Genomic DNA, 15381 nt, shown 5'->3' with positions numbered 1-15381 from the left:
AATGAGCATATAAATTGTCAATATTACTCACCATACTCGCAGTGCTTTATCCAATCATTGCTTATTTTGGTCTCAAATACTGTAGTCCAAGTATCGTCTCTGGGTTGCTGATTGCCTTATTAGCCTTGCGCTTTGTGTTAGATAAATCCAGTACCTACAAACCCAAACATTTTAAGTGGATTTTTGGGGCGGTATTAACCTTATTGGTATTTTCATTACTGTCCAATTCTGATTACGGTATTAAGTTTTATCCGGTTGCCATGAGCCTAATGTTTTTTGCTGTTTTTGGTTATTCGTTAATTTCACCGCCCACTATCATTGAGCGTTTTGCTCGCATTAAAAATAAAAACTTGTCCGACTATGGGGTGAGTTACACCCGTTTTTTCACCAAAGTCTGGTGTGTGTTTTTCATCATAAATGCCAGTATTTCTAGTTACACAGCTATGTATAGCGACATTGAAATTTGGACTCTATACAATGGTGTTATTTCATATGTATTGATGGGTGTTTTGGGCGCATCAGAGTGGCTTATTAGACAAACCGTAAAACATAAGCACTAAGCTAGCTTAGCTTCAAATAAGGAACCTAAATGAGGCAGTTTTTATCATTATTAATTTTGTTATTGAGCCTACAAAGCCAAGTATCTCATGGCCTTGAAGTTTCTTGGTTGAATCAAGACAAGTTACAAGGACAATTTACCCAAGAAAAGCATTTAGCAGCACTTAGCCGCCCCTTTGTTAGCCATGGTGAATACCTGTATTCAAAGGAAACCGGTCTTCAATGGCATACCCTAAAGCCTGTAAACAATTATCTGTTGATTAATAAAAATGGTGTCTCAGAAAAACAAGCAGATGGGCAATATAAAATACTTACTTCAGATACCAGCTTCAGTGCCTTGCTCTTACCCATTTTTAGTGGTGATTTTGAAACCTTAAAACAACATTTTAGTATTTCTGAAACTAATACTGGATTGACCCTAAAGCCTCTAGACCAAGCAGTGTCTGATGTTATGCAAAGCTTAGAGCTGATAATTTCAGAGCAAGCGCTACAACAAATAACCTTATATGAAGCCAACGGCAATTTAACCCAAATATACTTAAGGGATAACACCCAACCAGCAGAGCATAAAACCCAGTGACGCCTAACTCTAAACATATCTTGCTCGTTACAGTTTGGCTGCTGATAACCAGCTTGATGGCAAGCGCCTTGGTTTATAAAGTCGCCTCTGGCAGCATTAGTTTTGATTCAAATATTCTTAACACTCTTGACTTGGGGGAGGACATAAACGATCTCACCGAAGCCGCCGCAGAGCCATTTAAAACCAAAGGCTTATTATTAATTACACATCAAGACGTTGAAGAAACTAAACAAACAATAACAAGCATAGCCAAAGGCCTTCAGGACATCGGCTTAGTACAACATGCGAATTCAAAGCCTAGTAAGAATATAGATGTTACCCAACTATCAGATACCTACACAGCTTATCCTCTAGCCTTTTTAAGTAAGGCCGCTTCTCATGCAAAAGATAACAACGATTATTCTTATATAATTGATAACTATCTGCGCCTGCTTAGCAGTCCAACCAACCCTTTGGTTTCGCTCACGATAAATGAAGCGCCGCTACTGAATTTGGCAGATTGGTTTGCAGATAAGTCTAGCCTCAACACTTGGCAACAAGACCAAGGCTTTCTTTACATTGACTATAATGGCAATAAATACTACCCATTGTTTTTAGAGTTTGAAGCTGCCGCTATACAGTTAGATACTGTAGTGTCTACCATAACTCAGTTAGATACCTTGGTAGCCAAATACCGAGCTCCAAACATGGAAATACTTTCCAGTGGTTTGATGTTTCATTCTGCAGCAATCACAGCACAAGCTAGTTTTGAAACACAACTATTTGGTGGGTTATCAATTGTAGGCGTTTTAGCCCTCACTATACTTAGCTTTAGAAGTATTCAGCCTTTAATATGTATTAGCTTACTGCTTGGCAGTGCTATGCTAGCAGGTATGTTAGCCCTTACTATTGTATTTGAAGAAATTCATATTTTGTCGTTAGTATTTGCCGTGAGCTTAATAGGCGTCGCCGTTGACTATGGGTATCACACGCTGTTAACTGCAAAACACACAGGGCTCAGAGGCAAGACACTTAGGGACTATATTGCTCCGGCAATTTTAGTAAGTGGCATCACCACTATCGTTAGTTACTCTCTACTATTACTGTTACCCATACCACTTCTGCGACAAGTAGCCGTGTTTATTGTTTCTGGCTTGTTGTTCACAATATTTACTACCTTAACTCTTATAGTTGCTTGGCCATGGCAGAGGCAATCCAGCCCAGCTAGCAATGTATCAACCAGTAAAACAGTAAAACACCTCAAAGGCTTTAAGTTGATGCTCACTGTGTTGCTACTAAGCTGTGTAGTCGTGGCGCCTAATTGGTATTTCCAAGATGACATTAACGCATTTAATAGTAGCCCAGCGCACTTAATCAATAATGAAAAACAGGTTAACCAAATTATTGGAAACCAACAGTATCCAAGATTTATCTATACACAAGGAAGTAACCAACAAGAGATATTGCAGCGCTTTGAAAAAATTAGAAAAGCGATAGACAAGATAAATAATGAAACATACGAGCTACTTGGTATAGACCAATGGGTTCCTTCGTTTCAAACACAAGAAGACAATACAAATTGGTTAAAATACGGTTTATCCAATAACAAACTCACGGCAATTACAGAGTTTATGAACCAAGAGGCTTTAGCAAAACTTACCGCTTTGCCTAACGCCCTCATGACAATAAAAGATTTACCCCCTGAAATACTCAAGCTTTATCCACAGATAACCACTAAAGAAAACACATTAACTGGGATTATGAGTTACATGGGACCCGTCGATAATGTTTTTTTAGAACAATTACAGCAACAATTAGATTTTCCAGTTTTTTACTTTGATCAACCCGCCAAGTATTCACTGGCACTGTCTAAATTGCGTGGCTACCTACTTCAGTTTCTGATGGCCACTGCTGTGGCGTTATTGTTGTTGATGGCCTTCAGATATGGGGTTTTAAAAGGCTTGAAGCTTGCTAGCATTCCAATCATAACGGCCTTAAGTTCACTTGCCATTAGTCATTTACTATTAGGCTATGTCTCCTTATTTAATTTATTAGGGTGCATTTTAATTATTGCCTTAAGTGTGGATTATGTGGTGTTTTTAATCGAGCATGGCAGACAACAGCACGTGTTAAAAGCAATCAGTCTTTCAGCGGCGACATCGGGCCTGGCTTTTGGTATGTTTGTGTTTAGTAGTACACCAGCAATTTTACAATTTGGGCTCACCATTTTACTTGGCGTCATCATAGCTTGGGGCTTATGTTTAATGCTTCCATCAACTCTCTTAAAGCGTCACCAATTAAATGATAAATAATGGAAAGTTAAGCTTAATATGCATTCTAGTAATCTCGTTATTAGTAGCTTGCAATACTCTAAAATTCGAACCCACCCAAGTCACACTGAGCAAACAAGCCAGCTATGTAATACAAGGCGTGCCGACAGAGCTAATTGGCCATACATCTTTACAAAAGCTACAGGTTAGCGAAAACAATAATATCCATGAATTTTTACTGCAAACTGAATTGCAAAAAGACAGTATTAATATGGTTGGCCTGAGTTTCTCTGGCATACAGTTATTTCAATTAACCTGGCAACAAGGCCAAGATCTGATTATTAAAAAAAGTTTAGGTATGCCGGATATTCCCGCCAAACAATTGTTAACCTACTATCAGCTGTCTACTTGGCCAATTAACTCAGTAAAAAAAGGACTGGTAGGGCTTACGGTCTCTGCAAATGATCCAAACAGCAGACAGTTTTTCGAAAACCAATCACTGTTTTATTCTGTTACTACCACTGAAAAAACAAGCACAGTCGTACATCACAAAAATAACTATCAAATAACAATCGAAACCTTGGATTAAAGATTAAATACAAAAGCAATTAATGTTGTGATTTAATGTTGTGGATACGCAATTTTTATTATTAAGGATAACCAATGAAAGTACTATTAGCCGGCCTAGTCACCTGCCTTTTATTATCAAGCAGTGCATTTGCAAGAGACGACCGTTTAAAATTCTCTCTTGAGCCTGTATTAAGCTCAGAGAAAGCGAAACAAGCCTTGTTAGACGTACCAATTTATTTTTCTGGGCAGTCCCATGCCACCCCAACAACGACTTGGGGCGAAACAACCACAAGTAAAAAAACCAATGCTTTCAATAAGTCAGATCAAGAAGCATGTGAGTGGGTTTTACTATCAGCGATAAAAGCATTACAAGAACAAGCGCTTAAAAAAGGCATGAATGCAGTTGTTGATATTAAGTCAAACTATAAGCATCAAGAATTTGCAAGCAGTACAGAATTTGAGTGCGGCGCCGGTAAATTCATTGCCGGGGTAGCCTTAAAAGCCAAACTTGTAGAGCTTCCTTAATTACTTTTGGGTGGCATGGCGAGCAGCTGTATCACCCAAACAGTTTTTGTTTACTAGCACAAAATCACAGGCTCAAAGCAATAGCCAGTCATTGGTTGTTGTTATCCTAACAATGAATACAACCAATATTGATAGACCACACCATACATGATTGGAATACAAGTACAGAACGTTTGCTATCAATACAAAGGAAACAAAGAGCCTGCCCTAAAAGATATTTCATTTACGATTGATTCAGGAATGTGTGTAGGGCTAATAGGCCCAAACGGCGCAGGAAAATCCACTCTATTATCGATTCTTTCAGGTCTATTAACGCCAACATCCGGCTCAATAGCCTTTACTGAGCACCAAGCAAGTTTACATAATCAAAAACTCTTTATTAAAAAACACATTGCTTTAGTGCCTCAAGAGTATGCGTTTTATTTCCCCCTTAGCGTTTTACAAAACCTTGAATACTTTGCAAGCCTATGTGGTTTTAATTCAGCACAACAACAAAACGCTATCCACAGGGTGGTATCAGAGTGTCAGCTACAAAGTGTTCTAAAGCAAAAGTCTAAATCATTGTCTGGGGGGTATAAAAGACGTTTGAACTTAGCGATTGCGTTACTTAAGGACCCCAAAGTTTTATACTTAGACGAGCCCACTGTTGGTGTTGATCCCGTATCTAGAAAAGCGATTTTAGCCTTAATTGATTCACTGAAAAAACAACAGAAAACCATAGTCTTCACATCCCATATGTTAAGTGAAATCCAAGAACATTGTGATGCCACATACATGATCAAAGCTGGCAAAACATTTGAGTTTGCAAATCAAGACAATAAACACCTATTAAAATTAGTCTTTGCACAGCCCTTAGCTGCCAGCTTTAAAGATAAAATCAAGCAACTAGAGCAATGGGAATTTCCTAAAGATGACACCCTAGAATGTCAGCTACAAACAGATAAAGCCCTTTGGGAGGTGATGCAGCTCGCACAGCAAATGAATATCACAATCCGCAGCATACAATACGGACCAAACACGCTAACAGAATACTATCTGAAACTAATGGAACACCATGATACTGCAAAGCCTTAAAAAAGAGTTACTGATAGTATTTAGCGATCTGCATAGTATAGCTGTGCTTTTTATCATGCCGCTAACCTTCATGTTATTGATGACCTTTGCTATGAGCGGGCGCGAAGCAGATATACTTAGTTCAATTAGCATTTATACAGAGCAACAAGAACCCAAGGAACATGAAAAGCTATATCTAAACTACCTAGCTGATCTTGGATACCAGTTTAGTGATGACGCTGATTCAGCCACCGCAAGCCTCACCTTCAATCACAACTTCAACGACAATGTATTAGCAAGTGATGCCACAGGCTTAATAAATATCAAATACAGTAGCAATGCCTCTCTACCTATACAAACCGTTATCCAGCAACATTTAGAGTTATCTTTTGCCAGAGTAAAGTTACATCTATACATGCTAGAAACTGAAGAGTTGGACGCTGATTTACCCCTTGATCAGCAAATGCAGTTAATCATCAAACAATCAGATACTTCTGAATTAATCACCACTTCAACAACAGGAGCGCTGTTACCCGTTATCAGTTACAGCATTCCCTCTTGGCTAGTATTTGGAATATTCTTTATTGTTTTACCCATATCCATCACATTGGTAAATGAAAACCAAAGCGGCACACTGATCCGCTTAAAAACCTTCCCTATCAATATGTACACCTACTTTTTTACAAAATTAGCAGCATTTTACTGTATCAGCCTTGCGCAGTTTTTAGTGTTACTTATTATTGGATTGCGCCTTGTTCCCCTAGTGATAGATTCGCCTCCCGTAGCATACAGTCAAATTTTACACATTATCCCCTTAGGGTTATTTATATGTTTAAGTGCGGTATGCTTTGCATCGATTTTTTCTGCATTAGTTAAGACGTTTGAACAAGCAATAGTACTTGGTGGCGGTGTTAATATTATACTAGCAGCCCTAAGTGGCTTTATGGTGCCTTTGGATGTAATGCCTCCTAGTTTGCAGCAAGTTGCACAATGGTCTCCCATGTATTGGGCTGCAGATATAGTCAAACAAAATATGTTTAATACCAATATAGTCAGTTCAATGGAGCCAATACTGCTACTTTGTCTATTTAGCTTAGTTTCTTTAGGTGTGGCATCATTTTTATTTAGTCGAAAAATTAGGGATTTATTATGGAATTAGATGCGCTAAAAAAACAGTTAAAAGAACTCATCATAGTTGAGTGTGATAAAGAAGATGAATTGACATGGGAAGATATCGAAGATGATGAGCCCTTGTTCGGTAAAAAATCCAACGTCGGCCTAGACTCCCTAGATGCATTGCAATTAGCCCTTGTTTTAAAGGAGCACTTTGGCATTAAAGTAGAAGGCTCAAAAGAATCACGGAAACATTTACATTCAATATCCAGTATTGTTGATTACATTCAAAGTGCAAAACAAGCATAAATATGCCAATTTATATTCATTCAAGCCTGTCCTATTCTGCTTGTGGCGACAGTTCAAAAGGTCCGTTAACCTTCAACCCTCAAGAAAATGCATGGGTTGATGTACCAAGCCAAGCCAAGGTCCCCTTTTACAAAATGGATGGTTTGGCTATCAACTCGTCCGAACAAAGAGTATTCAGTACTCTAACTAACATAACCGAACAACTAATTAAAAAAAGTGGCTTGAGTTCACAAGCATTAGCAAAGACAGCACTAATGCTAGGGTCAACATCATTAGATATAGGGACTATCCAACCCCAAGAAGGGGAGACTATTTGGCTACCAAAAATAGACCGCCTGACAGAGCACTTACAACAAACCCTTGGCCTAAGTCAGTGCCACTTAGTGTTTAATACTGCTTGTACAGCCAGTGTTAATGCCTTGCTATACGGCAAAGGTTTACTTGAAAATAGCAGCATTGAACAAGTTATTGTCATTGGCTGTGAATTTTATAATCACCTCACAGTTGATGGCTTTCACTCTCTTGATTTAATTTCTCCTAGTAAATTAAGACCCTTTACATTTGATAGAGAAGGATTAGTTTTAGGCGAAGGAATTGGCGCGCTGTTATTAACGAAAAATCCTCCTAAGCGTAGCCATTATTTTAGTGTTTTAGGTGGTTATTCGGCCTGTGATACCTCAAGCCTAACCATGACGGCCGAGGATGGCAGTCATATCACAACTGTACTTGAGCAAGCAGTCCAAGATGCAAACTTAGATAAGACAGATATCGATCTCGTTAAAGTCCACGGCACAGCAACCTACAACAATGATATCTCTGAATTCCAAGGCCTAAAGCAGTACTTTGCATTACCCCCACCTATCATAGCCTTTAAACCTTACCTAGGTCATACGTTGGGAGCCTGTGGCGCCTTAGAAATAGCCATAATGGATGAACTACTAAATAGTGAAATAATTCCTGTACCTGATACGCAAGCAGAAAACCTTATGCTGCCTTTTGCTGCAGAGTCCACCGCACTGAACTCGTATCAGCATATTCTAATCAATCATTGTGGGTTTGGTGGTAACAACGCAGCACTGGTTTTAAAAACTGAGCATTTATGAAACTAACCATAACGAGTCAAGCATACTTTTCACATCCTCGTACCATGAGCAATAAAGCGCTGCGCCAACAAGTAAAAGATGATTTTGATGTCGCCGTTCGTAGAATGGATAACTTTACTCTTAGTGGCTTGGCCGCAATTGCTAAATTAAATTTAGACATAGCAAACCCAGAAAAAGTCTCCCTTGTTAGCTGCGCGCCGTATTTCTCTGTTGAGCTAGTACAAAAGCTAATAATTGACTGCCAAAATGGAAAATCTATTCGTCCGCTTGATTTTGTATCCACGGTTGGCAACGCGGCTAATTTTTACATTGCTAAAGAATTTGAAATCCATGGTAGCAACTTATTTTTAGGCGCAGGGACAAATGCTATAGACAAAGCCCTGATGGTCAGTGCTATTGAGCTTGCATCAAAAGTACAGCAAAAAGTGGTAATTTTATTCTGGCAAGAAACACCAACCGAGAGAAGTTGTTACGCCATGTTAGCCGAAAATCCAGTCGAGGAAATAGCCCCTATAGTGACAGATTTGAGTTTTGAAAATATTAGTCAGGCAAGCTACACCATACCCTACACACTCGATTTACAGCATAAGCTAGCTTCATTCTAAGCTTTTTTACGTTTCTTTTGTTGTAGCTTTAAAACGAGTTGCTGCTGTTCTTCTGTTAGCTCAAAACATCCTTTAGCGGGAACTGGCTCACCTAAAAATAACGGCGGGTTATTCGCAAAAGCGACAGGTTCTTTAGGCACACCCATTGGGCTTCTATCTAAGCGTTCATTAGCATTTACATCTAAAAAAGCTCTGATACAGGTGGTTCCTATAGCAAGGCCGCTCAAAGAAAACACATGTTTTTTTTGTGCCTCTACTATTTTAAAGGTGTGAGTAGACACTGACTCGATATGCTGCCATTCATCATGCTCTTCAGCAACACTAGATGGTTTATACAACTCCACAAACAAAGTACCTGACTGAGGTTTTTTATTCATTACTTGAAGTGCTAAGTCAACACCAAGGGCAGGTAAACTGAACAAGCCAATAGCCAAATTACTTAAGATAATTTGTGTTACAAGAATAGCTGTTTTCATCATTAACTAAGAGTTCACTTTGAGGCGTGGTTTAGTATAATACTGGTTTACTGAGGATGGAACAATCAGCTAATACATGCGAAAAATACTGACTATCTGTTATACCCAAACGGGGCAATTGTCTAAAATAAAGGACTCAATTTGCGAGCCACTTGAAAATTCAGACAAGATATCAATGGAAACCATTGTTATTAAACCTAAAGTGCCTTTCCCTTTTCCATGGCCATTTTTAAAGTTTTTCCGCATTTTCCCAGAAACGGTTGTCATGGAACCTGTTGAGTTAGATGACATAACACCAAAGTACGAGAAGTACGATCTCATAATATTGACCTATCAAGTCTGGTTTTTGTCGCCATCTATTCCTATCGCGTCATTTCTACAATCAGACCAAGCCAAAACTTTATTTAAAGATACGCCTGTGGTGACAGTTATCGGATGTAGAGGCATGTGGTTAATGGCCCAAGAAAAGGTTAAACACTTTTTATCCAGCCTCAATGCTAAGCTAGTAGACAATGTAGTCTTAAGTGATGATTGTGGTGCCTTTTTCAGCTTTTTAGCCACGCCTTTATGGATGTTAACGGGGAACAAAAAGCCATTATCTTGGGTTCCACCAGCAGGCGTTGGAGAACAAGATATCAAAGACGCAAAACGTTTCGGTGAAGCCATTAGAACCCGTCTAGAAACGAATTCAGAATCTATTCAAACAAGCATGTTAGAAGGTTTAGGTGCGGTAAAAATTAACGAAAAATTAATTGCCAGCGAAAGAGTGGCAAATCACAGTTTTAATATTTGGTCCAAAATATTGCGTAAACTTGGGCCCCAAGATAGTAAACGACGAGCTTTAGGGCTAACGGTTTACGTCACCTTCTTAATCTTATTAATTCTCACCGTAGTTCCGATTAGCGCTCTACTAAAAAAGCTCATATCACCGCTAACAAGAAAAAAAATAATTGCACAGAAAAAATACTATGCGGAACCATCTGGAGAGTAGAATGGAAAATAATATATATATCAATAAACTATCTGCCGCCCTTCCTAATGAAGCTGTCACCAATAACGAAATGGAAAAGCGTTTAGGTTTGATTGGCGACAAAAAATCTCGAGCCAGAGCTGTGATCCTCAGAAGTAATGGCATTAAGCAACGTTATTACGCCATTGATCCAGAAACAGGCAAACAAAATTACACCAATGCAGAACTAGCCGCCGAAGCAGTTAAAGGTCTGTTTCCAGATGACTCTGATCTATCCTCATTTGATAGCCTAGTTGCATCCTCGTCTATGCCGGATCAGGTTATGCCTAATCATGCAGCTATGGTACATGGCGAATTAAAAAACCCACCATGTGAAATAGTCTCTACTTCTGGTGTTTGTTTGTGTGGAATAACCGCTCTTAAATATGCTTACTTGAATATTAAAGCCGGCGAAAGCAAACAAAGCGTAGTAGTAGCCAGCGAAGTGGCTTCATCGATTATGCACGCTCGTAACTTTGACTCTGAACATCAACATAAGCTTGATACCTTAGCCGACCATCCAGAAATGGCATTTGAAAAAGACTTCTTACGCTGGATGTTGTCTGACGGTGCAGGTGCTGCCTTGTTAAGTGACACAGCCAACACAGAGGGTTTATCTTTACGTATTGACTGGATAGATAGTTTTTCTTTTGCCAACCAACTAGAGGCATGCATGTATGCTGGTGCAGAAAAGATTGATGGCAAACTCAAAGGCTGGCCTAGCTATAGCGGCGCTCAAAGAGAGCAAGAGTCCATTATGTCGGTTAAACAGGATGTGCGCCTGTTAAATGAAAACATAGTGAAGTTTACAGTCGAAGAAACCTTAAAGAAGATTATCAAAAAACGTAATTTAAGCACCAGTGATTATGATTACTTTGTGCCCCATTACTCTTCTAATTACTTTAGAGAGAAAGTATACCAAAGCTTAGTCAATATCGACTTTGAACTACCCTTTGAAAAATGGTTTACCAACTTACCTCAAAAGGGTAACACTGGCTCAGCTTCTATCTTTATCATGCTTGAAGAACTGTTTAACTCCTCAAAGTTAACAGCAGGCCAAAAGATGCTTTGCTATATCCCTGAAAGCGGCCGTTTTTCTAGTGCATTCATGCAACTGACTGTAGTGTAATTATGCGTAAAGAAAATGTCCCACAAGACAATAGCCCCACCTACGACGGCCATAAAAAGCTTATGTATGCCATAGATAAAGAAGGCCATTACACAGGTGTACAATCAAGTGGCTGGGAAGTTGAAAGTTTTGCTACCTCTATGGCCGTCGAAGATTTACAGCAATTAACCCAAGAAGCAAAAGAAGCGGTAAAAAAAGGTGAGCTATCTCCATTAGCTTACCATATGCACAAACACCGCTTAGATATTGCCAACCTTGCCCAAGTTAGTGGATTCTTCCAATGGCAGGTTAAGCGTCATTTAACACCTAAAATTTTTAATAAATTAAGCCAGCGTAAACTCGACATTTATTGTGACGTTTTTGCTCTATCAAGACAGCAACTTACCAATATTGAAGAGTCATAATGAGTAATATAGAAAATAGCTTCGAGCACCGTCAGTCTTCTCATTGTGAAACAGGTGTTGTAGCTAATATGTTGAGTAATCAAGGCCGGATTGCAATGAGTGAGCCTATGGCTTTTGGCCTTGCATCAGCACTTACCTTTGCGTACCTACCCTTTGTAAAAATAAACGGGCTACCTTTGATAGCCTATCGCATGCCTCCTAAAAGTATTATAAAAGGCGTAGCTAAAAAATTAAAAATGACTGTCCATAGTCAGAAATTCTCAAGCCCAGAAAAAGGTATGCAAGCCTTAGACGAGGAGCTCAAACAAGGTCGCTCAGTGGGCCTACAAACATCTGTATATTGGCTGCCTTACTTTCCTGAGGATATGCGCTTTCACTTTAATGCTCACAATCTAGTTGTCTACGGAAAAAATGCAAAAGGTGACTATCTAATAAGTGATCCTGTATTTGAAGAAGTGGTTACCTGCCCTGCTGATGATCTTAAACGAGCAAGGTTTGCCAAAGGTGCGCTGGCTCCAAAGGGCTTGATGTATGTTTTAGAGGATAATAATGAACAGGTTGATATTAATAGCCTGATTTATAAAAGTATTAGAAAAACCGCTAAAATGATGTACGGATTACCCATACCCGGGATATCTTTCTTTGGGATTAAAGGTATACACTATCTTGCAAAGCAAATTTTAAAACTTGAAAAAAAGCCAATGAAGTACACCCGTTTGTACTTAGGTAATATAGTGAGGATGCAAGAGGAAATCGGTACAGGTGGCGCTGGCTTTAGGTTTATGTATGCCAGCTTTCTAGATGAAGCTTCTGTTCTAACTGGTGATCAAAGGCTTTATGAAGTTTCTAAACTCACCACAGAAATCGGCGATAAGTGGCGAGAATTTGCTATGCAAGCGGTATTGTTTTGCAAAAAACGTCAAGACATTTCCTTGCAAACAATTGCTCAAACCTTAGAAGAATGTGGCGAAATGGAAAAACAGCTACAGACTAGATTATTATCTTTATCTGTAATTAAATAATATCACTCTAGTTGCACTCTCAACATTGAGAGGTTAGGGACTTGTTGACTAAACTTTGAAAGGATTAAAACGATGATATCAATTAAGAAAAAGTCGTTATTTGCGCTCACATTTGCCGTAAGCGCTATAACTATGGGTTGCTCTTCAACTGTTGAAACTAACAGCGTAATTAAAGAAGGCGCAACACTGGTTACTCTCGTTAATTTACACCCCGACAACAAACGTAAAATACTCTACGCAGTCAATTATCAATTAAATGGCACTATGATCCCTATGTGCTCTGAAGTCACAATAAAAGATGTCGATGAGAAAGAAGTAGAGTTTGTTTATAACAATGTTACTTACACTTACCTGTGGGACAAACATACAAGAAAAGCTGGCGAGTCTTTATTACAAAATATGTCCAACTTTATAGACACATCATGTGATGAAGCCAAAGTTGCATCTCTAAGTACTGTGGACCAAGAAGGCATAAAAGAAGGTAAACCTAAAGTAGGTATGACTAAAGAAGGGATTTTATTCGCTATGGGACGCCCTCCTATTCATGCAACACCATCATTAGACAGTGAGACATGGATGTATTGGTTAAATAAGTTTAAAAAACAAGCTATCGAGTTTGATGAAAACGACATAGTTACCGAAATTAGGTTATAACTTTAGATAGTCCTTACAATAAAAAACGGCCTCTTTGAGGCCGTTTTACTATGAATTTGCTACCACTAAATTACCGCATTCGTTTAAAAATCAAGGATGTATTTATGCCACCAAAAGCAAAGTTATTAGACATGACAAAATCTGTATCAATAGCCATACCATCACCAACGATATAATCTAACTCGCCACACAAGGGGTCAACCTTATTCAATTGAATAGTCGGTGCAAACCACTTGTTATTCATCATATTGATACTGGCCCAAGCTTCGATTGCACCACATGCACCTAAGGTATGCCCTAAATAACTTTTGAGTGAACTTACCGGCATATTACTTCCCATAACATTACTCGTAGCACGGGTTTCAGCGATATCTCCCTTACCTGTAGCCGTCCCATGGGCACTTACATAGCCAATATCAGAGGCAGATAGTCCAGCATCTTGCAAAGCTAAGCGCATAGACACAGCCATAGTTTCGTTGTTAGGCTGGGTCACATGCAAACCATCTGAGTTGGTTCCAAATCCGACTACTTCAGCTAAAATCGGCGCGCCACGGGCGATAGCATGTTCCATTTCTTCTAAAATAAGGGTACTTGCGCCTTCCCCTATCACTAAACCATCTCTGTCTATATCGAAGGGGCGTGGCGTAAGCTCTGGATGCTCGAGCTTTGTACTGGTTGCAAACAAGGTGTCAAATACAGCAACCTCAGATAAACATAACTCATCCCCACCACCGGCAACCATAACCTTTTGCTTGCCAAATTTTATTGCTTCATAGGCATAGCCTATACCTTGAGAGCCTGAAGTACATGCAGAACTTGTAGTATGAATTCTGCCTTTAATACCAAAGAATACCCCAATATTTACGGCGGAAGTATGATTCATCATTTTGATATAACTGGTAGCTGTCATACCAGACATATCGTGGTGTTTTAATAAATCACCAAAGCCAATTAAAGGCGGGGTAGAACCGATAGACGAGCCATATGCCACACCAGTATCGCCATTAGTAAGTACATCAGATCCTAATAACTGGCTTTCTTCTAGTGCTAGCTCAGCACTACGGGTGGCCATTAAAGACAAACGTCCCATTGAACGTGTCTTTTTACGAGTATAATGTTCAGGAACGGTGAAATCAGTGATAGGCGCAGCCAAATCAGAGTGCAGGCCTTTTACATCCTGCCACTCAGGCATACGTACAACCGCATTCTTTTTCTGTCTCAGAGCCCCTTCAAAACTTTCCCAGTTGTCACCTAATGCTGTAATAGATGACATGCCGGTTACAACCACTCTTTTCATTAAGCCATTCCACCGTTAACAGACAACACCTGACGACTGATGTAAGACGCATCATCAGACATCAAAAAAGATACCGCACCAGCGACTTCTTCAGCTTGCCCGGCTCTTCTTAGCGGTATCATTTTCATAATTTCATCCATAGGTAATTCATCTGTCATCCCAGTATCGATTAATCCTGGAGCGACGCAGTTGACCGTAATTTTACGTTTTGCCAATTCTAAAGCCAAAGCTTTGGTTGCACCAATCACTCCTGCTTTTGACGCACTATAATTAACTTGTCCGCGATTTCCGATTACTCCCGACACAGATGCCATAGTCACAATACGGCCACCTTTTCTGGTGCGAACCATAGGCATAACCAAAGGGTGCAGTACATTGTATATAGCATCTAGGTTGGTATGCACTACATCATCCCACTCTCCCTCTGTCATAGCAGGAAAAGCTGTGTCTCGTGTTATACCCGCATTACATACCACACCATAATAGGCGCCGTTATCCTCTAGATCTTCCTCTAGAATCGCTTTGGTTTGGCTTCGGTTTGCCACATCAAATTGCAAACAATAGCTCTCACGTCCCATTTCTTTTATAGCGCTTACTACACTATTTGCTGCTTCTATGTCCCCTCTGCAATGCACAGTTACATCAAAGCCGTCTTTCGCTAATCGTAAGGCACAGGCTTTTCCAATGCCTTTACTAGAACCTGTTACAAGTACCCTTTTAGTCAT

The 15381-nt window shown here is 39.5% G+C and carries 18 protein-coding genes; 15 read left to right on the top strand and 3 right to left on the bottom strand.

Annotation, left to right across the window (positions count from 1 at the left end; translation table 11 throughout):
- The first annotated feature begins 14 nt into the window (after positions 1 to 14).
- The 10 genes from ACMUMK_RS12770 (at position 15) to ACMUMK_RS12725 (ending at position 8665) form a co-directional block, all read left to right on the top strand.
- A complete protein-coding gene (locus ACMUMK_RS12770) occupies positions 15 to 560 on the top strand; it encodes a hypothetical protein (protein ID WP_414701530.1) in 546 nt (181 codons plus the stop codon).
- Between the two features lie 29 nt (positions 561 to 589).
- Positions 590 to 1138: an outer membrane lipoprotein carrier protein LolA gene (locus tag ACMUMK_RS12765; RefSeq protein WP_414701529.1), complete on the top strand. Its 549-nt coding sequence runs from the start codon at positions 590 to 592 to the stop codon at positions 1136 to 1138.
- The gene (locus tag ACMUMK_RS12760) at positions 1135 to 3429 is read left to right on the top strand and encodes a hypothetical protein (RefSeq protein ID WP_414701528.1); all 2295 of its coding nucleotides are present in this window, start codon (positions 1135 to 1137) and stop codon (positions 3427 to 3429) included. Before ACMUMK_RS12765 ends, ACMUMK_RS12760 begins: the two co-directional genes overlap by 4 nt.
- Positions 3419 to 3976, top strand: coding sequence for a DUF3261 domain-containing protein (locus tag ACMUMK_RS12755; protein ID WP_414701527.1), 558 nt, complete (start codon positions 3419 to 3421; stop codon positions 3974 to 3976). Before ACMUMK_RS12760 ends, ACMUMK_RS12755 begins: the two co-directional genes overlap by 11 nt.
- Before the next feature lie 74 nt (positions 3977 to 4050).
- Entirely contained in the window at positions 4051 to 4482 is a 432-nt protein-coding gene (locus ACMUMK_RS12750) for an excinuclease ABC subunit A (RefSeq protein WP_414701526.1), read from the top strand.
- A gap of 147 nt (positions 4483 to 4629) precedes the next feature.
- Complete coding sequence (locus ACMUMK_RS12745) at positions 4630 to 5556, top strand: ABC transporter ATP-binding protein (RefSeq protein WP_414701525.1); 927 nt, start codon at positions 4630 to 4632, stop codon at positions 5554 to 5556.
- Positions 5537 to 6694, top strand: a complete 1158-nt coding sequence (locus ACMUMK_RS12740) for an ABC transporter permease (RefSeq protein WP_414701524.1) — start codon at positions 5537 to 5539, stop codon at positions 6692 to 6694. Before ACMUMK_RS12745 ends, ACMUMK_RS12740 begins: the two co-directional genes overlap by 20 nt.
- Positions 6685 to 6957 (top strand): phosphopantetheine-binding protein, encoded by a 273-nt coding sequence (locus ACMUMK_RS12735; RefSeq protein WP_414701523.1) that lies wholly within the window; start codon positions 6685 to 6687, stop codon positions 6955 to 6957. The genes ACMUMK_RS12740 and ACMUMK_RS12735 overlap by 10 nt, the downstream gene beginning before the upstream one ends.
- A gap of 2 nt (positions 6958 to 6959) precedes the next feature.
- Complete coding sequence (locus ACMUMK_RS12730) at positions 6960 to 8060, top strand: beta-ketoacyl synthase N-terminal-like domain-containing protein (RefSeq protein ID WP_414701522.1); 1101 nt, start codon at positions 6960 to 6962, stop codon at positions 8058 to 8060.
- Positions 8057 to 8665, top strand: coding sequence for a hypothetical protein (locus tag ACMUMK_RS12725; RefSeq protein ID WP_414701521.1), 609 nt, complete (start codon positions 8057 to 8059; stop codon positions 8663 to 8665). The genes ACMUMK_RS12730 and ACMUMK_RS12725 overlap by 4 nt, the downstream gene beginning before the upstream one ends.
- On the opposite strand, the gene ACMUMK_RS12720 is transcribed toward ACMUMK_RS12725, so the two are convergent.
- Positions 8662 to 9144: a DUF2141 domain-containing protein gene (locus tag ACMUMK_RS12720; RefSeq protein ID WP_414701520.1), complete on the bottom strand. Its 483-nt coding sequence runs from the start codon at positions 9142 to 9144 to the stop codon at positions 8662 to 8664. The genes ACMUMK_RS12725 and ACMUMK_RS12720 overlap by 4 nt on opposite strands.
- A gap of 73 nt (positions 9145 to 9217) precedes the next feature.
- Here ACMUMK_RS12720 and ACMUMK_RS12715 point away from each other — a divergent pair, with 73 nt between their 5' ends.
- From ACMUMK_RS12715 to bamE, 5 genes are all read left to right on the top strand, one after another.
- Positions 9218 to 10132 (top strand): dialkylrecorsinol condensing enzyme, encoded by a 915-nt coding sequence (locus ACMUMK_RS12715; RefSeq protein ID WP_414701519.1) that lies wholly within the window; start codon positions 9218 to 9220, stop codon positions 10130 to 10132.
- Between the two features lies 1 nt (position 10133).
- The gene (locus tag ACMUMK_RS12710) at positions 10134 to 11279 is read left to right on the top strand and encodes a beta-ketoacyl-ACP synthase III (protein ID WP_414701518.1); all 1146 of its coding nucleotides are present in this window, start codon (positions 10134 to 10136) and stop codon (positions 11277 to 11279) included.
- Between the two features lie 2 nt (positions 11280 to 11281).
- Positions 11282 to 11683, top strand: coding sequence for a hypothetical protein (locus ACMUMK_RS12705; protein WP_414701517.1), 402 nt, complete (start codon positions 11282 to 11284; stop codon positions 11681 to 11683).
- Positions 11683 to 12705 (top strand): BtrH N-terminal domain-containing protein, encoded by a 1023-nt coding sequence (locus ACMUMK_RS12700; RefSeq protein WP_414701516.1) that lies wholly within the window; start codon positions 11683 to 11685, stop codon positions 12703 to 12705. Before ACMUMK_RS12705 ends, ACMUMK_RS12700 begins: the two co-directional genes overlap by 1 nt.
- Before the next feature lie 72 nt (positions 12706 to 12777).
- Positions 12778 to 13359, top strand: coding sequence for an outer membrane protein assembly factor BamE (gene bamE / locus ACMUMK_RS12695; protein ID WP_414701515.1), 582 nt, complete (start codon positions 12778 to 12780; stop codon positions 13357 to 13359).
- Between the two features lie 70 nt (positions 13360 to 13429).
- On the opposite strand, the gene ACMUMK_RS12690 is transcribed toward bamE, so the two are convergent.
- The gene (locus tag ACMUMK_RS12690) at positions 13430 to 14656 is read right to left on the bottom strand and encodes a beta-ketoacyl-ACP synthase (protein ID WP_414701514.1); all 1227 of its coding nucleotides are present in this window, start codon (positions 14654 to 14656) and stop codon (positions 13430 to 13432) included.
- Positions 14656 to 15381 carry a 3-oxoacyl-ACP reductase FabG gene (fabG, locus tag ACMUMK_RS12685; protein ID WP_414701513.1) on the bottom strand — a complete coding sequence of 242 codons (726 nt, stop codon included), beginning with the start codon at positions 15379 to 15381 and terminating at the stop codon, positions 14656 to 14658. The genes ACMUMK_RS12690 and fabG overlap by 1 nt, the downstream gene beginning before the upstream one ends.

This window comes from Paraglaciecola sp. 2405UD69-4 (assembly GCF_047525415.1).
GTDB lineage: Bacteria > Pseudomonadota > Gammaproteobacteria > Enterobacterales > Alteromonadaceae > Paraglaciecola.
The sequence above is the reverse complement of the archived record's forward strand: the minus strand, read 5'-3'. Positions and strand labels throughout refer to the sequence as shown.

Excerpts from the sequence above, each read along its gene's own strand:
- ACMUMK_RS12710 (WP_414701518.1), top strand. The coding sequence starts at position 10,134 with ATGGAAAATAATATATATATCAATAAACTATCTGCCGCCCTTCCTAAT.
- fabG (WP_414701513.1), bottom strand. The coding sequence starts at position 15,381 with ATGACTAAAAGGGTACTTGTAACAGGTTCTAGTAAAGGCATTGGAAAA.
- ACMUMK_RS12705 (WP_414701517.1), top strand. The coding sequence starts at position 11,282 with ATGCGTAAAGAAAATGTCCCACAAGACAATAGCCCCACCTACGACGGC.
- ACMUMK_RS12740 (WP_414701524.1), top strand. The coding sequence starts at position 5,537 with ATGATACTGCAAAGCCTTAAAAAAGAGTTACTGATAGTATTTAGCGAT.
- ACMUMK_RS12750 (WP_414701526.1), top strand. The coding sequence starts at position 4,051 with ATGAAAGTACTATTAGCCGGCCTAGTCACCTGCCTTTTATTATCAAGC.
- ACMUMK_RS12730 (WP_414701522.1), top strand. The coding sequence starts at position 6,960 with ATGCCAATTTATATTCATTCAAGCCTGTCCTATTCTGCTTGTGGCGAC.
- ACMUMK_RS12700 (WP_414701516.1), top strand. The coding sequence starts at position 11,683 with ATGAGTAATATAGAAAATAGCTTCGAGCACCGTCAGTCTTCTCATTGT.
- ACMUMK_RS12720 (WP_414701520.1), bottom strand. The coding sequence starts at position 9,144 with ATGATGAAAACAGCTATTCTTGTAACACAAATTATCTTAAGTAATTTG.
- ACMUMK_RS12755 (WP_414701527.1), top strand. The coding sequence starts at position 3,419 with ATGATAAATAATGGAAAGTTAAGCTTAATATGCATTCTAGTAATCTCG.
- bamE (WP_414701515.1), top strand. The coding sequence starts at position 12,778 with ATGATATCAATTAAGAAAAAGTCGTTATTTGCGCTCACATTTGCCGTA.
- ACMUMK_RS12735 (WP_414701523.1), top strand. The coding sequence starts at position 6,685 with ATGGAATTAGATGCGCTAAAAAAACAGTTAAAAGAACTCATCATAGTT.
- ACMUMK_RS12715 (WP_414701519.1), top strand. The coding sequence starts at position 9,218 with ATGCGAAAAATACTGACTATCTGTTATACCCAAACGGGGCAATTGTCT.
- ACMUMK_RS12690 (WP_414701514.1), bottom strand. The coding sequence starts at position 14,656 with ATGAAAAGAGTGGTTGTAACCGGCATGTCATCTATTACAGCATTAGGT.
- ACMUMK_RS12725 (WP_414701521.1), top strand. The coding sequence starts at position 8,057 with ATGAAACTAACCATAACGAGTCAAGCATACTTTTCACATCCTCGTACC.
- ACMUMK_RS12765 (WP_414701529.1), top strand. The coding sequence starts at position 590 with ATGAGGCAGTTTTTATCATTATTAATTTTGTTATTGAGCCTACAAAGC.
- ACMUMK_RS12745 (WP_414701525.1), top strand. The coding sequence starts at position 4,630 with ATGATTGGAATACAAGTACAGAACGTTTGCTATCAATACAAAGGAAAC.